The 17,567-nt window shown below is 63.8% G+C and carries 20 protein-coding genes; 16 read left to right on the top strand and 4 right to left on the bottom strand.

The window, feature by feature from the left end:
• The first annotated feature begins 53 nt into the window (after nucleotides 1–53).
• The 8 genes from BLT65_RS00345 (at nucleotide 54) to BLT65_RS00310 (ending at nucleotide 7,637) form a co-directional block, all read left to right on the top strand.
• Nucleotides 54–968, top strand: coding sequence for a LysR family transcriptional regulator (locus BLT65_RS00345; protein WP_091773965.1), 915 nt, complete (start codon nucleotides 54–56; stop codon nucleotides 966–968).
• 131 nt (nucleotides 969–1,099) lie between these two features.
• A complete protein-coding gene (locus BLT65_RS00340; RefSeq protein ID WP_091773963.1) occupies nucleotides 1,100–1,864 on the top strand; it encodes a sugar phosphate isomerase/epimerase family protein in 765 nt (254 codons plus the stop codon).
• A gap of 37 nt (nucleotides 1,865–1,901) precedes the next feature.
• Nucleotides 1,902–2,864: a sugar kinase gene (locus tag BLT65_RS00335; protein WP_091773961.1), complete on the top strand. Its 963-nt coding sequence runs from the start codon at nucleotides 1,902–1,904 to the stop codon at nucleotides 2,862–2,864.
• A 122-nt stretch (nucleotides 2,865–2,986) separates the two neighbouring features.
• Nucleotides 2,987–4,267, top strand: coding sequence for an MFS transporter (locus BLT65_RS00330; protein WP_091773959.1), 1,281 nt, complete (start codon nucleotides 2,987–2,989; stop codon nucleotides 4,265–4,267).
• A 4-nt stretch (nucleotides 4,268–4,271) separates the two neighbouring features.
• The gene (locus BLT65_RS00325; RefSeq protein ID WP_091773957.1) at nucleotides 4,272–5,240 is read left to right on the top strand and encodes a 2-hydroxyacid dehydrogenase; all 969 of its coding nucleotides are present in this window, start codon (nucleotides 4,272–4,274) and stop codon (nucleotides 5,238–5,240) included.
• A complete protein-coding gene (locus BLT65_RS00320; RefSeq protein WP_091773956.1) occupies nucleotides 5,237–6,295 on the top strand; it encodes a LacI family DNA-binding transcriptional regulator in 1,059 nt (352 codons plus the stop codon). Before BLT65_RS00325 ends, BLT65_RS00320 begins: the two co-directional genes overlap by 4 nt.
• A 100-nt stretch (nucleotides 6,296–6,395) precedes the next feature.
• Complete coding sequence (locus BLT65_RS00315) at nucleotides 6,396–7,202, top strand: YhfC family intramembrane metalloprotease (RefSeq protein WP_091773954.1); 807 nt, start codon at nucleotides 6,396–6,398, stop codon at nucleotides 7,200–7,202.
• Between the two features lie 69 nt (nucleotides 7,203–7,271).
• On the top strand, nucleotides 7,272–7,637 hold the full coding sequence (locus BLT65_RS00310) for a DUF3022 domain-containing protein (RefSeq protein WP_091773952.1): 366 nt from the start codon (nucleotides 7,272–7,274) through the stop codon (nucleotides 7,635–7,637).
• 23 nt (nucleotides 7,638–7,660) lie between these two features.
• Here BLT65_RS00310 and BLT65_RS00305 read toward each other — a convergent pair whose 3' ends face one another.
• Nucleotides 7,661–8,098 carry a PGDYG domain-containing protein gene (locus BLT65_RS00305; protein ID WP_091773950.1) on the bottom strand — a complete coding sequence of 146 codons (438 nt, stop codon included), beginning with the start codon at nucleotides 8,096–8,098 and terminating at the stop codon, nucleotides 7,661–7,663.
• 186 nt (nucleotides 8,099–8,284) lie between these two features.
• Entirely contained in the window at nucleotides 8,285–8,797 is a 513-nt protein-coding gene (locus BLT65_RS00300; RefSeq protein ID WP_091773948.1) for a Spy/CpxP family protein refolding chaperone, read from the bottom strand.
• Between the two features lie 152 nt (nucleotides 8,798–8,949).
• Here BLT65_RS00300 and BLT65_RS00295 point away from each other — a divergent pair, with 152 nt between their 5' ends.
• The 3 genes from BLT65_RS00295 to BLT65_RS00285 all read left to right on the top strand — a co-directional run bounded on the left by BLT65_RS00295 (nucleotide 8,950) and on the right by BLT65_RS00285 (nucleotide 11,740).
• The gene (locus BLT65_RS00295; protein WP_042314786.1) at nucleotides 8,950–9,834 is read left to right on the top strand and encodes a LysR family transcriptional regulator; all 885 of its coding nucleotides are present in this window, start codon (nucleotides 8,950–8,952) and stop codon (nucleotides 9,832–9,834) included.
• 137 nt (nucleotides 9,835–9,971) lie between these two features.
• Nucleotides 9,972–10,436: an Lrp/AsnC family transcriptional regulator gene (locus BLT65_RS00290; RefSeq protein ID WP_007734062.1), complete on the top strand. Its 465-nt coding sequence runs from the start codon at nucleotides 9,972–9,974 to the stop codon at nucleotides 10,434–10,436.
• 206 nt (nucleotides 10,437–10,642) lie between these two features.
• A complete protein-coding gene (locus BLT65_RS00285; RefSeq protein WP_091773945.1) occupies nucleotides 10,643–11,740 on the top strand; it encodes a saccharopine dehydrogenase family protein in 1,098 nt (365 codons plus the stop codon).
• 162 nt (nucleotides 11,741–11,902) lie between these two features.
• Here BLT65_RS00285 and BLT65_RS00280 read toward each other — a convergent pair whose 3' ends face one another.
• Nucleotides 11,903–12,523, bottom strand: coding sequence for a P-loop nucleotide/nucleoside kinase family protein (locus BLT65_RS00280; RefSeq protein WP_091773943.1), 621 nt, complete (start codon nucleotides 12,521–12,523; stop codon nucleotides 11,903–11,905).
• Nucleotides 12,524–12,692: 169 nt separating this feature from the next.
• Between BLT65_RS00280 and BLT65_RS00275 the strand changes: the two genes are divergently transcribed.
• The 4 genes from BLT65_RS00275 to corA all read left to right on the top strand — a co-directional run bounded on the left by BLT65_RS00275 (nucleotide 12,693) and on the right by corA (nucleotide 15,098).
• Nucleotides 12,693–12,938 (top strand): FitA-like ribbon-helix-helix domain-containing protein, encoded by a 246-nt coding sequence (locus BLT65_RS00275; RefSeq protein ID WP_007588356.1) that lies wholly within the window; start codon nucleotides 12,693–12,695, stop codon nucleotides 12,936–12,938.
• The gene (locus tag BLT65_RS00270; protein ID WP_091773941.1) at nucleotides 12,925–13,353 is read left to right on the top strand and encodes a type II toxin-antitoxin system VapC family toxin; all 429 of its coding nucleotides are present in this window, start codon (nucleotides 12,925–12,927) and stop codon (nucleotides 13,351–13,353) included. The genes BLT65_RS00275 and BLT65_RS00270 overlap by 14 nt, the downstream gene beginning before the upstream one ends.
• Before the next feature lie 89 nt (nucleotides 13,354–13,442).
• Nucleotides 13,443–13,916, top strand: coding sequence for a hypothetical protein (locus BLT65_RS00265; protein ID WP_091773937.1), 474 nt, complete (start codon nucleotides 13,443–13,445; stop codon nucleotides 13,914–13,916).
• Nucleotides 13,917–14,120: 204 nt separating this feature from the next.
• Nucleotides 14,121–15,098 carry a magnesium/cobalt transporter CorA gene (corA, locus tag BLT65_RS00260; RefSeq protein WP_042314781.1) on the top strand — a complete coding sequence of 326 codons (978 nt, stop codon included), beginning with the start codon at nucleotides 14,121–14,123 and terminating at the stop codon, nucleotides 15,096–15,098.
• 42 nt (nucleotides 15,099–15,140) lie between these two features.
• On the opposite strand, the gene BLT65_RS00255 is transcribed toward corA, so the two are convergent.
• Complete coding sequence (locus tag BLT65_RS00255; RefSeq protein WP_042314780.1) at nucleotides 15,141–15,779, bottom strand: LysE family translocator; 639 nt, start codon at nucleotides 15,777–15,779, stop codon at nucleotides 15,141–15,143.
• Between the two features lie 551 nt (nucleotides 15,780–16,330).
• Between BLT65_RS00255 and BLT65_RS00250 the strand changes: the two genes are divergently transcribed.
• Nucleotides 16,331–17,287: a sugar ABC transporter substrate-binding protein gene (locus BLT65_RS00250; RefSeq protein WP_042314779.1), complete on the top strand. Its 957-nt coding sequence runs from the start codon at nucleotides 16,331–16,333 to the stop codon at nucleotides 17,285–17,287.
• Nucleotides 17,288–17,567 lie beyond the last annotated feature (280 nt).

The raw sequence follows: 17,567 nt of genomic DNA, 5'->3' as shown, positions 1-17,567 counted from the left end.
GAGAAATCGTGATTTGGGATGAAAAATATCGGCTAATCTGATACTTTGTCGCCATGACCCCGGATCAGCTTATAACGTTCGCCGCCGTCGCCGAGCATCGCAACATCAGCCGCGCCGCGCTCGCACTGCATCTGTCGCAGCCCGCCGTGTCCGGCCAGTTGCGGCAATTGCAGGACGAGTTCGGCGAGCCGCTCTATTTACGCGACGGCCGCGGCGTGCGCCTTACGCCCGCGGGCGAGCAACTGGCCAGCTACGCCGCGCGGCTGCGCGACACGTTCCGCCAGGCCTACGCGTATCGCGACGCGCTGCGCGGCATGGAGCAGGGGACGCTGCGTATCGGCGCGAGCACCACGCCCGCCAGCTATCTGCTGCCATATCTGATCGCCGCCTTCCAGCGCCGCCATCCCGACGTGACCGTGCGAACGGACGACGGCAACACGGCGGATATCGTCGGCGCGCTGGCGTCGTTCGATATCGCGCTGGTCGAAGGGCAGGTCGGCGGTGATTTGCCGCCGGATACCGCCGTGCATCCCTGGCACGAGGACGAGATCGTCGCGATCATGCCGCGCACGCATCCGCTCGCTGTGGCGGGCGTGCCGGCCGTCACGCTCGCCGGGCTGAGCGAGCACGCGCTCGTGCTGCGCGAGGAAGGCTCGGGCGTACGGCAACTGATCGAGCGCGCTTTCGCGAGGGCGGGCGTGCCGATGCGCGTCGCGCTGGCGATTGCCGGCGTCGAGGGCGTGAAGGAGGCTGTTCGCGCCGGAATGGGCGTCGGCTTCGTGTCGGCGATGTCGATGCGCCACGAGAACGAGGCGCTGTGCCGCTTGCCGCTCGGCCCCGAGCCGCTCACGCGGCGGTTTTCGATCGTCGTGCCGCACGCGAGCGCGCCGTCGCGCCTCGTCGGTCGCTTCCTGGAACTGTGCCTGAACGGCGATGCGCGGCCCGCGACGGGGGCGTCCGGCCGTTAGGGGATAACCACTATGGCGTGGGGCGCCGACGCGCGGCAGTATTCGCAGCTAGCGCCAAGGCGCTTTTTTGATACCTGTCTTTGGAACCGATTCCAAAGGTCGTTTTTGAGCAATAAAGCAAGGTGGATGGCATGCCGGAAGTAGTGATCGTCGCGAGTGCGTTTGGGGCCGATGCGATCCGCAAGGACGGTCATCACGCGTGGCTGAAGACGGCGGCGCAAGCCGGCGCGGCCGGTTTCGAAGTGCGGCGCGAGCTGTTTGCGCTGGAGGCGGAAGCGTCGGCGGAGGCGCTGTCGGCGCTCGGCAAGGCGATTGCGGCGAAAGGCCTGTGGTCGGTGTACTCGACACCCGCCGAGCTTTACACACACGATGGCGCGCTCGACGAAGCCGCGCTGCGCCAGGCGCTGATCGAAGCGACGGCGCTCGGCGCGCGCTTCGTCAAGCTGCAACTGGGCGGCTTCGCCGGACGCGCGCACGGCGACGCGATCGCTACATGCACGAAGGGCGTCGCGGCGCGGCTCGTGGTCGAAAACGGGCAACTGGAGCGCGGCGGCTCGCTCGCGCAGTTCGACGGGCTGTTCAACGCGCTCGCGAAAGAAGGCCATCACAAGCGCGTTGGCATGACCTTCGATATCGGCAACTGGCAATGGCCGGGCGTCGATCCTGTCGAGGCCGCACATAAGCTCGCAGACCACGTCGAGTACATCCACTGCAAGGCGGTCGCGGGCGAAGGCGCGCGCCGTTTTGCCGTCGCGCCCGCCGCCGGCGATCCCGTTTTCGCGGCCGTGCTGCCGCTCCTGCCGCGCAACGTGCCGCGCGGCATCGAGTTTCCGTTCGACGCGGTGCGCATCGCCGAGGACGCGTCGCACCACGTAGCACAGCTCGCGTCCATGTAATACGGCGCGAACGCGCAGCGAATCATCAGGAGAAGCCATGCATCCGACACTCGATGTCATTACCTACGGCGAAGCGATGGCGATGTTCGTCGCAGCCGAAACGGGCGCGCTCGCGGGCGTCGGCCAGTTCACGAAGCGCATCGCGGGCGCCGATCTCAATGTGGCGATCGGCCTGTCGCGGCTCGGTTTCAAGGTGGGCTACATGAGCCGCGTCGGCAACGATTCGTTCGGCCAGTACGTGCGCGACTCGCTAGTGAAGGAAGGCATCGACGGGAGCTGCGTGACGACCGACGCGCGTCATCCGACGGGCTTCCAGCTGAAGTCGAAGAACGACGACGGCAGCGATCCCGCCGTCGAATATTTCCGCAAGGGTTCGGCGGCAAGCCACCTGTCGCTCGACGACTACGTTGCAGATTACGTGCTGCCCGCGCGTCATCTGCATCTGACGGGCGTCGCGCCTGCGATTTCGGCGAGTTCGCGCGAACTCGCGTTCCGTCTGGCGCGCGAAATGCGACAGGCGGGCAAGACCATCTCGTTCGACCCGAATCTGCGCCCGACACTGTGGCCGTCGCGTGAAGCGATGGCGGCCGCGCTGAACGAACTCGCGACGTTCGCCGACTGGGTGCTGCCCGGCATCGGCGAAGGCGAGATTCTGACGGGCTACACGAAAGCAGAAGACATTGCGCAGTTTTATCTCGACCGTGGCGCGAAGGGCGTCGTCGTCAAGCTAGGCGCGCAAGGCGCGTATTACCGCACGGCGACCGACTCAGGCGTCGTCGAAGCGCAGCGCGTCGAGAAAGTAGTCGACACCGTCGGCGCGGGCGATGGCTTCGCCGTCGGCGTGGTGAGCGCATTGCTCGAAGGCCGCACGCTGCCGCAGGCGGTGGCGCGCGGCAATCGCATCGGCGCGCTTGCGATCCAGGTGATCGGCGATTCGGAAGGCTTGCCGACGCGCACCGAACTCGATGCACTCGAAAGCGCCGACCCGCTCGTCGCATAACGTTTCACCATTCAGCAGCACGACACGACAACAAGATGCCCAGCCGCGCAAACGCTCCAGCGAGCAAAACGCGGCTCAACGGCACGCCAACCGACCGCCTCAGCCAGTCAAAGGAGACATTCATGTCCTCATCACTCGCGATTCGACGTTGGTGGACGATCATGCCGATCGTCTTCATCACGTACAGCCTCGCTTATCTCGACCGCGCGAACTACGGTTTCGCCGCCGCCGCGGGCATCAATCAGGATCTGGGTATCAGCAAGGGATTGTCGTCGCTGATCGGCGCGCTGTTCTTTCTCGGCTACTTCTTCTTCCAGATTCCCGGCGCGATCTACGCGGAACGCAAGAGCGTCAAGAAGCTTGTGTTCTGGAGCCTGGTTCTATGGGGCGGCTGCGCGGCGCTGACGGGCGTCGTCAGCAACATTCCGTCGCTGATGGTGATCCGCTTCGTGCTCGGTGTCGTCGAGGCGGCCGTGATGCCCGCGATGCTGATCTTCATCAGCAACTGGTTCACCAAGCGCGAGCGTTCGCGCGCCAACACGTTCCTGATTCTCGGCAACCCGGTGACGGTGCTGTGGATGTCGGTCGTGTCGGGTTATCTGGTGCATTCGTTCGGCTGGCGTCATATGTTCATCGCGGAAGGCGTCCCGGCAATCGTCTGGGCCGTCTGCTGGTGGTTCATCGTGAAAGACAAGCCCGAGCAGGTGACGTGGCTGTCGGAGGCGGACAAGAAACAGCTCGCCGACACGCTGCGCGCCGAGCAGGCCGCGATCAAGCCGATGCGCAACTACGGCGAGGCATTCCGCTCGCCCGCCGTCATCAAGCTGTGCGCGCAGTACTTCTGCTGGAGCATCGGCGTGTACGGTTTCGTGCTGTGGCTGCCGTCCATTCTGAAAAACAGCTCGTCGATCGGCATGGTCGAAACGGGCTGGCTGTCGGCGCTGCCGTATCTGGCCGCGACGATTGCGATGCTCGCGGCGTCGTGGGCGTCGGATAAACTCAATAACCGGCGTGCATTCGTGTGGCCGTTTTTGCTGATCGGCGCGGCGGCCTTCGCGGGGTCCTATGCGCTCGGCTCGACGCACTTCTGGATGTCGTATGCGCTGCTCGTGATTGCGGGTGCCGCGATGTACGCGCCGTACGGCCCGTTCTTCGCGATCGTCCCCGAACTGCTGCCGAAGAACGTCGCGGGCGGCGCAATGGCGCTGATCAACAGCATGGGCGCGCTCGGCTCGTTCGTCGGCTCGTACGTGGTCGGCTACCTGAACGGCGCGACGGGCTCGCCCTCGGCGTCGTATGTGTTCATGAGCGTCGCGCTGATCGGTGCCGTGATACTGACGCTTGCCGTCAGGCCGCAGCCGATGCAGACTCCAAACCTCGCTACCCCGTTGCAAGGAAAGTAATTCGATGAAGCGAAAGATCGTCGCGTACAAGCCGCTGCCGGATGATGTGCTCTCGTATCTCCAGCAGCATGCCGAGGTCGTGCAGGCGGACGCCGCGCAGCACGACGCGTTCGTCGCCGCGCTGAAGGACGCCGACGGCGCGATCGGCGCGAGCGTGAAGATCACGCCGTCGATGCTCGACGGCGCCGCGAAGCTCAAGGCGCTGTCGACGATCTCGGTTGGCTACGATAACTTCGACGTGCCTGACCTGACGAAGCGCGGCATCGTGCTCGCGCACACGCCGGACGTGCTGACGGAATCGACGGCGGACACGGTGTTTTCGCTGATCCTCGCGAGTGCGCGGCGCGTCGTCGAACTGGCCGACTGGGTGAAGGCGGGCGAGTGGAAGGCGAGCATCGGGCCCGAGTTGTACGGCGTCGACGTGCAGGGCAAGACGCTCGGAATCGTCGGTCTTGGGCGAATTGGCGGCGCGGTCGCGCGGCGCGCGGCGCTCGGCTTCAACATGAAGGTGCTGTACACGAACCGCAGCGCGAACGCCGAAGCCGAACAGCGCTACGGCGCGCGTCGCGTCGAACTGGACGAACTGCTCGCGACGTCCGACTTCGTGTGCCTGCAAGTTCCCTTGACGCCGGAAACGCATCACATGATCGGCGCGAACGAACTGCGTAAGATGAAGCGCAGCGCGATCCTGATCAACGCATCGCGCGGCCAGACAGTCGACGAAAATGCGCTGATCGAAGCCTTGCAGACGGGCACGATCCACGGCGCGGGCCTCGACGTGTTCGACAAGGAACCCGTCGATCCGAACTCGCCGCTGCTGAAATTGAAGAATGTGGTCGCGCTGCCGCATATCGGCTCGGCGACGCACGAAACGCGCCACGCGATGGCGCGCTGCGCGGCGGAGAATCTGGTCAGCGCGCTTGACGGCACGCTGAAGATCAACATCGTCAACCGCGACGTGCTCCCTCAATGAACACACCGCCGTCAGGCGCGCCGCGCCGCGCAACGATCAGCGACGTCGCCCGCGAGGCGGGCACGGGCAAGACGAGCATCTCGCGCTATCTGAACGGCGAGTTGAGCGTGCTGTCGCCGCAACTGCGCGCGCGCATCGAAGCTGCCATCGAACGGCTCGACTATCAGCCGAACCAGATGGCGCGCGGCCTCAAGCGCGGACGCAATCGCCTGATCGGCATGTTGGTCGCGGACCTGACGAACCCTTATTCCGTCGAAGTGCTGCAAGGCGTCGAAGCCGCGTGCCACGCGCTCGGCTATATGCCGCTGATCTGCCACGCGGCGAACGAAGTCGACATGGAGCGGCGCTTTCTGCAACTGTTGACCACGTATCGCGTGGAAGGCGTGATCGTCAATGCGCTCGGCGTCAGCGAAGAGACGCTGCGGCCCGTCGGCGACGGCGGGATTCCGGCTGTGCTGGTGGACCGGTCCGTCGACGGGCTCGTGACCGATATGGTCGGCCTCGACAACCAGGGCGCGACGGCGCTCGCGACGCGGCATCTCGTCGAACGCGGTTTCGACCGGCTGTGGTTCGTCGTGCAACCGTTCGAACACATCAGCTCGCGGCGCCAGCGCGAAGCGGCGTTTCACCAGGCACTCGAACAGTATCCGCAGGTGAGCGGCCGCACCGTCGTGCTCGAACTCGGCGACGCAGACGAACTCGAGCAGACCTTGAGCGCGCTCGATGCCGAACTGGATGCGGCGGTTGCCGCGCATGAAGACCCTGCGCGGGCGGGCGTCGCGCTGTTTGCGGCGAATGGGCCGGTCGCGCTGGCGCTCGCGCGGCATCTGAACCAGCGGCATGGTCCGAACTGGCAGAAGCGCGTCGCGCTGCTGTCGATCGACGATCCCGAATGGGCCGAGCTGGCCGGCATCACGACGATACGTCAGCCGACCTACGATATCGGCTATCGGGCCGTCGAGTTTCTGCATCAGCGCATCGACGGCGAGCAGACCAGCGCGCGCGATTGTCTGCTGCCGGGCGAACTGATCGAGCGGGCGTCGACGGCCCGCTGATCGACGCGAATCCGCGTCAATCCGACAGCGTTGTGGCATCGCGCTTACAATGCGCGGCGAGTTCCGTACTTTGCGCCTGTAGAGCGCCCGTCACACGCCCATGTCCGACTTGCCCGTTTCCCCCATCACGCTTGCCGTGCTCGCCGTCGCGACGATTTTCGTCGCGCTGCTTCCCATCTACCTGTACCGCCGCTGGCGCGCGCCGTTCGCGTTGAACCGGCGCGACGCGATCGCGGGCATCGCCGTGTTCGCGCTGTCCGCGATGGTGATCGAGCGCGCGCTCAACGACTATCTGCTGCGCGAAAACGCGGCAACGAGCGAGTGGCTGTCCGATCCGCTCGCGTTCGTCGTCTATGGCGCACTGGCCGCGGGCATCTGCGAGGAAGTGGGGCGCTTCATTGCGATGCGCTGGCTCGCGCGGCGCAAGACTGGCGGCGCGACGAACGACGCAGCGAACAACGGCACCGCGCTTGCCTACGGTCTCGGCCACGGCGGCGCGGAGGCATGGCTCATCGGCGTGATGGTGCAGGCGCAATGGATCGCGTTCGGCGTGCTCGAAAATCGCGGGCAACTCGATACCTATCTCAGCAACATGCCGGCGGGACCACTGATGCGTATCCATCTGCTGCTAGCGAGCATGTCACCGGCGATGGCGGGCGTGTTCGCGCTCGAACGCGTGGCGGCGCTGGTGTTCCAGATCGGGCTGTCGGTGCTGATGTGGCGCGGTGTGCGTGCCGGCTGGCGTGCCATACTGCCCGTCGCGATCGTCGCGCACGCGTTGATCGATGTGCCGGCTGCGATGTCGCAGGCGGGGCTGCTGTCGCTCGTGACCGTCGATGCAATCTATGCCGTCGCGGCGATCGCAGTGGCTGCCGCACTGATCCGGGTACACAAGCGCGCAGCCTGATCGTCAACGCAGATCAACAGATCAACAGATCAACAGATCAACAGAGTAAAAGGCCAGAGGCCAATCGACATGGAAGCCTATCAGTTCGAATGCGCGAACCCGGAGATCGAAGAACTCGCACGCGTGATCAGCGATCTTTTTCCCGAGCAGACGCAGTTCATCGAGCGTGCCGGCGAGAACGGCGTGCCGCAGATCGTCGTGCATTGGGTCGCGATGCGTTTCGGCTCGACGGCGAAACGCATGGAGTTGACGGTTGCCATCGCACCCGCAGCGCTCGCGCGCTATCGCGCGATGCCGCCGCGCGCGCGGGGCCGCAGCTTCGCCATACTGCGCGCTTATGTGGAAGCGACGCTGGGGTCGCTCGAAGAGAAGTACGCGGAAGGCAAGACCATACCGCGCGAAGTGACCGTCGAACTCGGCGACGAGTTCGCGTAAGCGGCAAGGCGGGAACGTCAGGCTCAGTCGGCGAGCCGGTAGACCTTGGCGAAGCGCGCAGCCTGCACGACGCCGTAGTCGCCGGGCGCGTATTGCATGATCCAGTCGCCCGCCGTGCCCTTGAGGACGTCGCCGCCTTGCGCCGAGCGCGCAAGCGAGAACGCCTCGTCCATCCGCTTTGCGAGCACGACGACGGGACGATTGCGGTATGCGCCGGGTTCGCCGTGTGCCAGCGCGGCGTCGGCGGGTAGGTACTTCGCGTCGAAGCGTTCGCGCGACACGACCCAGCGGTCGCCCGTCGAGCCCGTGATCAGCGCATCGCCGAGCGCGTAGCGGTTCGGTCCTTCGAGGCTCATCAGTTCGCCGTCGCCCGGGGCGAATTGCACCGCGACGGTTTCGTCCTTGACAACGCGTTGCGCGGCCGGGTCGGTGAGCAGGTCGATGTTCTTGAGTTCGATCATGATGAGGCGAAATAACGCAGAGATTGACAGGGCCGCGTAACGGAGCTCAATAAGCGGGCATCGACGCGACATGCAAACAGCATCGCAAACGCGGCGCAGGCGCGCATGATGCCAGATTCTAGTGGCGCCTGATAAAAAAACGCCTGCCGGTGAGGGCAGGCGCTGTGCCAACCAATGCGATACAGGTTACGGCTTGACGGTCGCGTCCGAAGCCGGCGCGGCCGGCTTGCGCGAGCGGCTGTGATGCGGACGGCCTTCGGGCGGCTGACGGCGGAAGGTCGTGTCGGCCAGTTTCTTCTGCTCAGGCGAGAAGCTGTTGTACAGCGGCTCGAACGCGTCGACGAGCTTCTTCGTGCCGTCGGCGTGCGCCTGGGTGATTTCGGCGTATTGCTTCATGTCGTCGAGCGCAGAGACGTTCGGATTCGCATGGCGTGCCTCGAACAGCTTGCCCATTGTCTCGCCGTTGCTGCGCATGACGTCGGCGAACGCGTTCCACTGCGACTCTTGCGCCGACGTGATCTTCAGTTGCGTGTGCAGATACTTGATGCGCTCTTCGACGCGCTGCTCGTGAATAGCCTTGCCCGCACCCTGCGAAGCGGCCGCCATGGCCGGCGCGGACGCACCAGCGGGCGCTGCTGTCTGCGCGAATGCGGCGCTCATGGTCAACGCGGAAGCGAGAATAGCGAGAGTTTTTTTCATTGAGACTCCTGTTGTCTATTGGTATGAGACCAAAGCTGCACGATGTGCCGACGTCGACATCTATCATGCCGTGCGTTATTAGTATCACGATATCGCTGCATTGCGTCTCTATTGCGACAACTGCTTACAACCGAAACGATCGGAAATAGCCGGTGGATAAATTCGTCAGCATGGAAGTCTTCGTTGCCGTCGTCGAAGCGGGCAGCCTTACGGCGGCCGCCGAGCGCTTCGATCTGTCGTCGGCGATGGTCGGCAAGCATATCCGCTCGCTCGAAACACAACTGTCCACACGGCTTCTGACGCGCACGACGCGCCGTCAGAGCCTCACCGAAATCGGCCGTCAGTATTACGAGCAGTGCCGGCGCATTCTCGCCGACGTGAAGGCCGCGGAGTCGCTCGCGGAAGCGATGACATCCGCGCCGCGCGGCACGCTGAAGGTGACGGTGCCGTTGACTTACGGCGTCGAAGTGTTTTCGCCGGCGATGACCGACTACCTTAACCAGTACCCCGAGGTCAGTCTCGAGCTCGATCTGTCGAACCGTGTGTTCGATCTGGTCGATGAGGGCTTCGATGCCGCCGTGCGGATTGGCCGCCTGCCTGATTCGAGTCTCGTCGCAAGGCCGTTGAAACCTTACCGGATGCGCGCGTGTGCGTCGCCTGCCTATCTGCAACGGATGGGCACGCCGAAGACTCCAGCCGACCTCTTGCATCACGAATGCCTCGGCTTTCTGCATTGGGGACGCGAAGGATTGTGGCGCCTGGACGGCGATGCCGAGAGCGACTACCAGTTGCGACCCGGACGCTTTCGCGCGAACAACGGCCAGGCGCTGAAGATGGCGGCGCTGCGCGGCTTCGGTCTGGTGCTGCAGCCGGAAGCGCTGCTTGCGCGCGAGATCGAGCAGGGCACGCTCGTATCCGTACTCGAAGACTATCTGCCCGATGGCGCGCCCGTGCATCTGATCTATCCGCGCGACCGGCAACCTACACCAAAGCTGACCAGCTTCATCGACTTCGTGATCGAGCGCTTCGGCGCTTGATGTCTTCAACGCGCCGCGCCGTTCGTGGGATATGTGCAGCCCGCATGTATTCGCGCGCGCGTGCGCAAGGCGCATAATTCGCGTCATCGGCTCGCCGTGTGTGGCGAGCGTTTTCTCTCAACCTTGACCTTGAACCGATGAGACCACCGCGCCTCGATCAGCTCGACGAACTCGACCGCAACCTCGTCGCGTTGCTGCAAGCCAATGCGCGTGAAAGCGTCGCGAATCTCGCACGGCAACTGGGTGTTGCGCGCACCACGGTGATCGCGCGGATTGCGCGGCTCGAAAAGACCAACGTAATCGCCGGCTATAGCGTGCGGCTCGGGCAAGATGTGCTCGACGCGAGCATGCATGCTTATGTCGGCATCATCATCGCGCCGAAGTTCGGGGCGGACGTGCTGAAGAAGCTGAACCGCATGCCTGAGGTGCAGCTGCTGTGCGCCGTGAGCGGCGAGTTCGATTACGTCGCGTGGCTGCGCGCCGATTCGCCTGAGCGCCTGAACGAGTTGCTCGATCAGATCGGCGGCCTGGCAGGTGTCGAACGCACGACGACGTCGATCATCCTGTCGCGCAAGATCGATCGCGGCATGAGCAGTCCTTGAGCGTACCGGCGTCTATTTTGCGGCTCGCGTTTACACGGTTTTGATATGTTTTTGACGAATCGACGAAACGCTTCGTCATTTCGTCGAAAATCATGGTCATTGCGCAGCACTTTGCGCCTATAAACCGACTCGCCTTCTCCATAAACTCTTAGGTAGAGGTTCGCTGCGGCGCGCCGACATCAACCAGAGAAAACAAGGAGAAGCGCATGAAAGTTGCCATCGTTGGCGCAGGTCTGATCGGTCACACCATTGCGCATATGTTGCGTGAGACGGGCGACTACGAAGTGCTCGCGCTGGACCGCGATCAACACGCGCTCGACAAACTGGCCGCGCAAGGCATCCCGACGCGCCGCGTCGATTCCGCCGACGCCGCCGCGCTGCGCGCCGAAATCCAGGGCTTCGACGCGCTCGTCAATGCGCTGCCGTACTACCTCGCGGTGAGCGTGGCGTCGGCGGCGAAGGGCGCAGGCGTGCATTACTTCGATCTGACGGAAGACGTGCGCGCGACGCACGCCATCCGCGCGATCGCCGACGGTGCCGACCACGCGTTCATGCCGCAATGCGGTCTCGCGCCGGGCTTCATCGGCATTGCCGCGCATGAACTGGCCAACCGCTTCACCGAAATCCGCGATGTGAAGATGCGCGTCGGCGCGCTGCCCGAGTTTCCGACCAATGCGCTGAAGTACAACCTGACGTGGAGCGTCGACGGTCTCATCAACGAATACTGCCAGCCGTGTGAGGCGATCCGCGACAGCCGCACGCAATGGGTGCAGCCGCTCGAAGGCCTGGAGCATTTCTCGCTCGACGGTACCGAGTACGAGGCGTTCAACACGTCGGGCGGCCTGGGCACGCTGTGCGAGACGCTGTCGGGCCGTGTCGAGACGCTCGATTACAAGTCGGTGCGCTATCCGGGTCATCGCGACCTGATGCAGTTCCTGCTCGAAGACCTGCGCCTGTCCACTGACCGCGATACGCTGAAGACGATCATGCGCCGCTCGGTGCCGGCGACGGCTCAGGACGTCGTGCTCGTGTTCATCACCGTGACGGGCGTGCGCGACGGACAACTGGTGCAGGAAGTGTTCACGCGCAAGATTTTTGCGAAGACGGTCTGCGGCGTGCCGATGAGCGCGATCCAGATCACTACGGCGGGCGCGATGTGCGCGGTGCTCGACCTGTTCCGTGAGAAGAAGCTGCCGCAAAGCGGCTTCGTGCGTCAGGAGCAGGTGGCGCTGCGCGATTTCCTCGCGAACCGTTTTGGCCAGCTGTACGAAGGCCGCGCGCTCGACGCGATGGCGACCGTCTGACGCGAGGCAGGAAAGCAGCCGGACCGAGGGCCAGTTTGACTGATTGAGGCTTCAGAGAGAGCCGATTGTTTATCAGGCGATAGCGAAGCGGGCGTTCAACCTTCAACGGTTGACGTCCGCTTTGTCGTTTACCGCGTCGCGTTTGCCGGAATCGCGGGTGGGTTACACAGGCATCGGCGGCAGCATCATGCCGGGCGGCTGCGGCGTCTGGACGATCCGCGCGAGCAGCGCGTCGTAATCGGCAGATGCGGGTGCCGTGTTGTCGAACATCAGAAGGCCGTCCCGCGCGTCGCCCGTCGGCACGAAGCGGCGCTGCCGGTATTCATCCCAATGCGCGAGCTTGTAGGCGTCGTTGGGATTGCCGCGCGCGGCGATCCGCTCGCGCGCCGTTTCTTCCTCTGTCGATACCCACACGACGCTGATGTTCACATCCCTCGGCACGCCGAGCCACGCGTGATCGAACAGCTTGCGCTCGCGCACTTCGCGCGACAGCGGGCCGACGGCGATCACGCCGATGCCCAGCCGGAGGTTCTCGGCGGCCGTGTCGAACAGCCCCCGGTACTCCGGGTCGCGAAAGTGCTGAAGGAAGAGCGGGCTGTCGCGATCGTTCGGATCGCCCGTCAGCGCACCGATCGCGGCCGCGCTGTAGACGCCGTATAGCGTGTCCTTGTCGAGCAGGCAGAAGGCCTGGCCGGTTGCCCTCATCAATGGGCCGATCAGCTGTTTGGCGAGCGTCGTCTTGCCGGTGCCCGCATGGCCACAGATAAAAACCAGGTGCGTCACGTCGATGAATTCCGGTGGTGAAGGTGGGAGGGCGGCGCGCCGTTCGCGAGCCGCCGCAACCGATCTTGAATGGGATGGCGGCATGTCGCAACCCCTATGCCATCTGGCCAGATTGACTGCGCGAATCTGTTTGATATCATTGCTATCACACGTGTGGCGGGGAATGGAAATGGCAAATCTTTTGGTCCGAAATCTGGACGATGCGTTGGTGCAGAACCTGCGTGAGCAGGCCGCGGCTCACGGGCGCAGCGTCGAAGCAGAGCATCGGGAAATCCTGGCGCAAGCGCTCTTTCAGCCCAAGAAGCTCAGCTTCGCGGAATTGCTGATGAGCATGCCCGACGTCGGCGACGACGCCGACTTCGAGCGCCGCAATGACGTAACTGACGATAGCGGGGGACCGGGTGTATTTGATTGATACCAATGTAATCAGCGAAATGCGCAAGAGCAGCCGCGCCAATCCAGGCGTGCAGGCTTTTTTCGAAACGGCGAAGAAAGGCGGGCATCGCCTGTATCTGTCGGTGGTGACGGTCGGCGAGTTGCGGCGCGGCGTCGACCTGATCCGGCATCGGGGCGACAAGTTCCAGGCGTTGCGCCTGGAAGGCTGGCTCGACACGATCATGAGTTCGTTCAGCAGCCAGATCCTGAATGTCGGCACCGACGTCGCGCAGACGTGGGGCCATCTGCGCGTGCCGGACCCCGAGCACTCGCTGGACAAGCTGATCGCGGCGACGGCCCTGATCTACAACCTGACTGTCGTGACGCGCAACGTGGCAGACTTCGATGGCACGGGCGCACGGGTGCTGAATCCGTTCCAGCTTCTTGACGCATGACCTGTCCTGCGTAGCAGCGGGCAAGGGCGCATGACGGCAAGACCAATCGACCAGCAGGGAAGGCGAACCATGCAACGGGGAGACGAACGATGACACGCACGCAAAGCCGCGCGTCGCGGGCAGCGATCAAGGTCATGGCGGCGGCTTCAGGCGCTGCCGCCGCTGCCATCATTGCCGCGCTTCTCTCCGGGTGCGCAGCAACGCCCGCCGACAAGGTGCCGTTCAAGGACGTCCCCGCCGATCGCATCGTCAAGCAGGGCTACACGCAGCCAGGCGCCGACAAGGTCGCCGTCGATCTACGTCGCGAGCGGAGCGATAACGTGATCGTGCGGTTTCGGGACGCGCTCGTGTATGTCGACGGCGAGCGGGTCGCGGACATCATGAACGGCGAGCACATTGTCCTCTGGCTCACGCCCGGCACGCATCGCATCGGCGTGTCGACGCAGTTCGATCCCGTCGTCGAGATCAACTTCATCGTCACGCCCGACAGCCGCTACTCGAATCGCGCCAGCGTCTCGTTCAAGGACGATCACCGGATCATGCTGCGGCGCGTCGCCAATTGATTGAAGGTGAGTGAATGAGCTGGGCTCGGCGCGGCGTTGACAATTCGACACAGCGTATCGGTTCAACTCCACGTAACATCGCAGCTTGACACCGCGCGCCGCGCGGCTTTGCATTGGACTGCGACCCGACGGAGACATCGGCTCGCCCATCGCGACTAACAATTTGTAATCCGCAAAGCCGATTCGTATTCAAGGTATTCAATCATGCTGATCAACTGCGCCGCGTACCAGGACGGCCGCAAACTGGCCGACATCGAAATCGACGACATCAGCGTCTATGTCGCCAAACCCGAATGCTTCGTGTGGGTCGCTCTGAAAGATCCCGGCCCCGGCGAACTCGAAGTGATGAAGCACGAATTCGGACTGCACGAACTGGCCGTCGAGGACGTGCGCCATGGTCATCAGCGTCCGAAGATCGAGGAGTACGGCGACTCGCTGTTCGCCGTCATGCACACCATCGAAACCGACGACGACGGCGAATTCGTGATCGGCGAAGTCGATGTATTCGTCGGCTCGAACTATGTGCTGTCGGTGCGGCGCGGTACGCGTCACGGGTTTCAGGAGGTCCGCGCGCGTTGCGAGCGCGAGCCCCAACTGTTGAAGGAAGGGGCGGCGTTCGTGCTGTACGCGCTTGCAGACAACGTCGTCGACCGGTACTTCCCGATTCTCGAAGCAATCGGCACCGAGATCGAGGAAATCGAAGACCGCATCTTCGACAAGCACGATCTGGCCTCGTCCCGCGCGATCATCGAAGACCTGTACTCGTTAAAGCGCCGTCTCGTGATGCTGCAGCATCACATCGCGCCGTTGCTCGAAGGCATCAGCAAGCTGACGGGCGGGCGTATTCCCGCCATCTGCGTCGGCATGCAGGCGTACTTCCGCGATGTGTACGATCATCTGGACCGCAGCGTGCGGACCATCGAAGGCCGCCGCGAAATGATCGTCACGGCCATCCAGGTCAACCTCGGCATGATCTCGCTGGCGGAGAACGAGGTGACCAAGCGGCTCGGCTCGTTTGCCGCGCTGTTTGCCGTGCCGACCATGATTGCCGGCATCTACGGGATGAACTTCCAGGAGATTCCCGAACTGCATTTCAAGTACGGGTATCCCATCTGCCTGCTCGTCATGCTGCTGATCGACTTCGGGCTGTACCGCGGCTTCAAGAAGGCGAACTGGCTTTGACGCGCGCGGGTCGCCTTGACGAATACCTCAGCGCGAAATGTCTCAGCGCTTCGTCAATGCGAGCCGCACACCCAGGCCGATAAAGCCCGCGCCGATCACCCGGTCGATCCACCGCCGCACGGAAGGCCGCGAGTTCACGGCGCGCGCCGCCGTCGAGGCGAGCCACGCGATCACGCAGTCGTTGAAAAGCCCGAGCGTCACGAACACGGCGCCCAGCACGAGAAACGCGAGCGTCTTGTGCGGGCTGTCGGCGCTGACGAATTGCGGGAAGAACGCGATATAGAACAGCAGCACCTTCGGGTTCGACGCGTTGGTCACGAAGCCGCGAAACAGCAGCGTGCCGCGCGACAGACGCGGCGCGCCCGGTGCCGCTTCGCCCTTGACCACGGCGGCCGCCGTGGGCCACAGCATCCGCAAGCCGAGATACATCAGATATGCGGCGCCGATCCACTTGATCGCATTGAAAGCGCCCGGCGACGCCGCCAGCAGCGCCGTGATGCCGAGCGCGCACGCGACGGTATGCATGCAGCCGCCGAACGCGACACCGAGCGCGGAAAGCATGCCCGCGCGGCGTCCCTGGGCGATGCTCTGGCCAGCGACATACGCGATGTCCGGCCCGGGCGTCAGATTGAGCACGGTGACGGCGACGAGAAACAGCGGGAACTGGCTGATACCCAACATGGCAACCTCGTGGCAACTCTGCAGATGAATACACGGCCAGCCTCGATGCTGAGAGCAACGGCAAGCGATGACCGAATGCGTTCGGCCCATGATACCCCGTCCCATCTGTTGCGCCGATCGCGACGCCTGGCGCTATTTAACTTGCAGCACGCGCAATTAAGCGCCAGCATATGCGACCTGCTTGCCACATAACTTGCGGCTTGCGGGAAGCTAGGGAAGCAGCAGTAAGGCGATACCGGCGCATTCCAGCGCCGTGCATCAACGAACGCCGCTGCGAACCGCACGTGAGCCTTTGCACAGGCCGCGTCGTTCGCACAGGCCGACCAACGCAGAACAAGCGAGCCATTCTTGCAACGACGACATTCGCCGTACCGCCGAAGCTACACGGCAAGCCGTGCGTCCAGCCGCGCGCTGCACGTCGCGGCGCGCTGTGCAGCGCAGCACTGTCAGTCGTTGACACTGCGAACAGGCGCCGCCGAGAATAGCGCTCGCAAACGTTTGCGGACAATCAAAAAACGGGCTCGCACGAGTCCAACAACTGGAGATACTGCATGAACCAACGCATTCGCCGCCGCGTTTTGACCACCGCCGTCGTGCTCACGGCAGCCGCCGCGATGCCGTTCTCGTCGGCGTGGGCCCAGGCCGCGAAGAAACCCAAAGTCGCGCTCGTGATGAAGTCGCTCGCCAATGAGTTCTTCCTCACGATGGAAACGGGCGCGAAGGACTACCAGAAGCACAACGCCAACCAGTTCGACCTGATCACGAACGGCATCAAGGATGAGACCGACACGGCGAACCAGATCCGCATCGTCGAGCAGATGATCGTGTCGAAGGTCGATGCGATCGTGCTCGCGCCGGCCGATTCGAAGGCGCTCGTGCCAGTGGTCAAGAAGGCGGTGGATGCCGGCATCATCGTCGTGAACATCGACAACAAACTCGATCCCGACGTGCTGAAGTCGAAAGATCTGAACGTGCCGTTCGTCGGCCCGGACAACGCGAAGGGCGCCGAGAAGGTGGGCGACTATCTGGCCAAGAAGCTGAAGTCGGGCGACGAGGTCGGCATCATCGAAGGCGTGTCGACCACGACCAACGCGCAGCAACGCACGGCGGGCTTCAAGACGGCGATGCAGAAGGTCGGCGCGAAGATCGACTCGGTGCAATCGGGCGAATGGGAAATCGACAAGGGCAATGCAATCGCTTCGTCGATGCTCAATGCATATCCGAACATCAAGGCGCTGCTGTGCGGTAACGACAACATGGCGATCGGCGCGGTGTCGGCCGTGCGCGCGGCGGGCAAGCAGGGCAAGGTCTATGTGGTCGGCTACGACAACATCAACGCGATCAAGCCGATGCTGAAGGATGGCCGCGTGCTCGCCACGGCTGACCAGTACGCGGCCAAGCAGGCTGTGTTCGGCATCGACGTCGCGCTCAAGGCGATCTCCGAGCACAAGAAGCAGTCGGATCTGTCGGGCGTCGTCGAAACGCCTGTCGATCTCGTCACGAAGTAACGGCCCGCGCGGGTGTCGGACGGCACGCTGCCGGTGGTGCGTGCCGGCCTCGCGCGAATGTTAACCAAACGCTCAAGAAATTCGCCGCGCCGCCGTTATGCCAGAGGTAAGCGTCATGACGACGGGCCACTCGCGCGACGATGAGGACGGACAACGCGCATTCCGAAGTGTTCTGCTTCGGCATGCGCAGGGCTTTGTGCCTCGCTTGTGCCTGGTTTGTGCGCTTGCCGCATGACTTGCGCGGCCGCCGGCCAGCGCCGCCTGACGTGATGCCGGCCTC

This window comes from Paraburkholderia steynii (assembly GCF_900100565.1).
Lineage (GTDB): Bacteria > Pseudomonadota > Gammaproteobacteria > Burkholderiales > Burkholderiaceae > Paraburkholderia > Paraburkholderia terrae.
This window is presented reverse-complemented; position numbering and strand designations above follow the sequence as displayed.

Excerpts from the sequence above, each read along its gene's own strand:
- BLT65_RS00330 (WP_091773959.1), top strand. The coding sequence starts at position 2,987 with ATGTCCTCATCACTCGCGATTCGACGTTGGTGGACGATCATGCCGATC.
- BLT65_RS00320 (WP_091773956.1), top strand. The coding sequence starts at position 5,237 with ATGAACACACCGCCGTCAGGCGCGCCGCGCCGCGCAACGATCAGCGAC.
- BLT65_RS00255 (WP_042314780.1), bottom strand. The coding sequence starts at position 15,779 with ATGTTGGGTATCAGCCAGTTCCCGCTGTTTCTCGTCGCCGTCACCGTG.
- BLT65_RS00305 (WP_091773950.1), bottom strand. The coding sequence starts at position 8,098 with ATGATCGAACTCAAGAACATCGACCTGCTCACCGACCCGGCCGCGCAA.
- BLT65_RS00325 (WP_091773957.1), top strand. The coding sequence starts at position 4,272 with ATGAAGCGAAAGATCGTCGCGTACAAGCCGCTGCCGGATGATGTGCTC.
- BLT65_RS00290 (WP_007734062.1), top strand. The coding sequence starts at position 9,972 with ATGAGACCACCGCGCCTCGATCAGCTCGACGAACTCGACCGCAACCTC.
- BLT65_RS00345 (WP_091773965.1), top strand. The coding sequence starts at position 54 with ATGACCCCGGATCAGCTTATAACGTTCGCCGCCGTCGCCGAGCATCGC.
- BLT65_RS00265 (WP_091773937.1), top strand. The coding sequence starts at position 13,443 with ATGACACGCACGCAAAGCCGCGCGTCGCGGGCAGCGATCAAGGTCATG.
- BLT65_RS00300 (WP_091773948.1), bottom strand. The coding sequence starts at position 8,797 with ATGAAAAAAACTCTCGCTATTCTCGCTTCCGCGTTGACCATGAGCGCC.
- BLT65_RS00340 (WP_091773963.1), top strand. The coding sequence starts at position 1,100 with ATGCCGGAAGTAGTGATCGTCGCGAGTGCGTTTGGGGCCGATGCGATC.
- BLT65_RS00285 (WP_091773945.1), top strand. The coding sequence starts at position 10,643 with ATGAAAGTTGCCATCGTTGGCGCAGGTCTGATCGGTCACACCATTGCG.
- BLT65_RS00250 (WP_042314779.1), top strand. The coding sequence starts at position 16,331 with ATGAACCAACGCATTCGCCGCCGCGTTTTGACCACCGCCGTCGTGCTC.
- BLT65_RS00335 (WP_091773961.1), top strand. The coding sequence starts at position 1,902 with ATGCATCCGACACTCGATGTCATTACCTACGGCGAAGCGATGGCGATG.
- BLT65_RS00275 (WP_007588356.1), top strand. The coding sequence starts at position 12,693 with ATGGCAAATCTTTTGGTCCGAAATCTGGACGATGCGTTGGTGCAGAAC.
- BLT65_RS00310 (WP_091773952.1), top strand. The coding sequence starts at position 7,272 with ATGGAAGCCTATCAGTTCGAATGCGCGAACCCGGAGATCGAAGAACTC.
- corA (WP_042314781.1), top strand. The coding sequence starts at position 14,121 with ATGCTGATCAACTGCGCCGCGTACCAGGACGGCCGCAAACTGGCCGAC.
- BLT65_RS00315 (WP_091773954.1), top strand. The coding sequence starts at position 6,396 with ATGTCCGACTTGCCCGTTTCCCCCATCACGCTTGCCGTGCTCGCCGTC.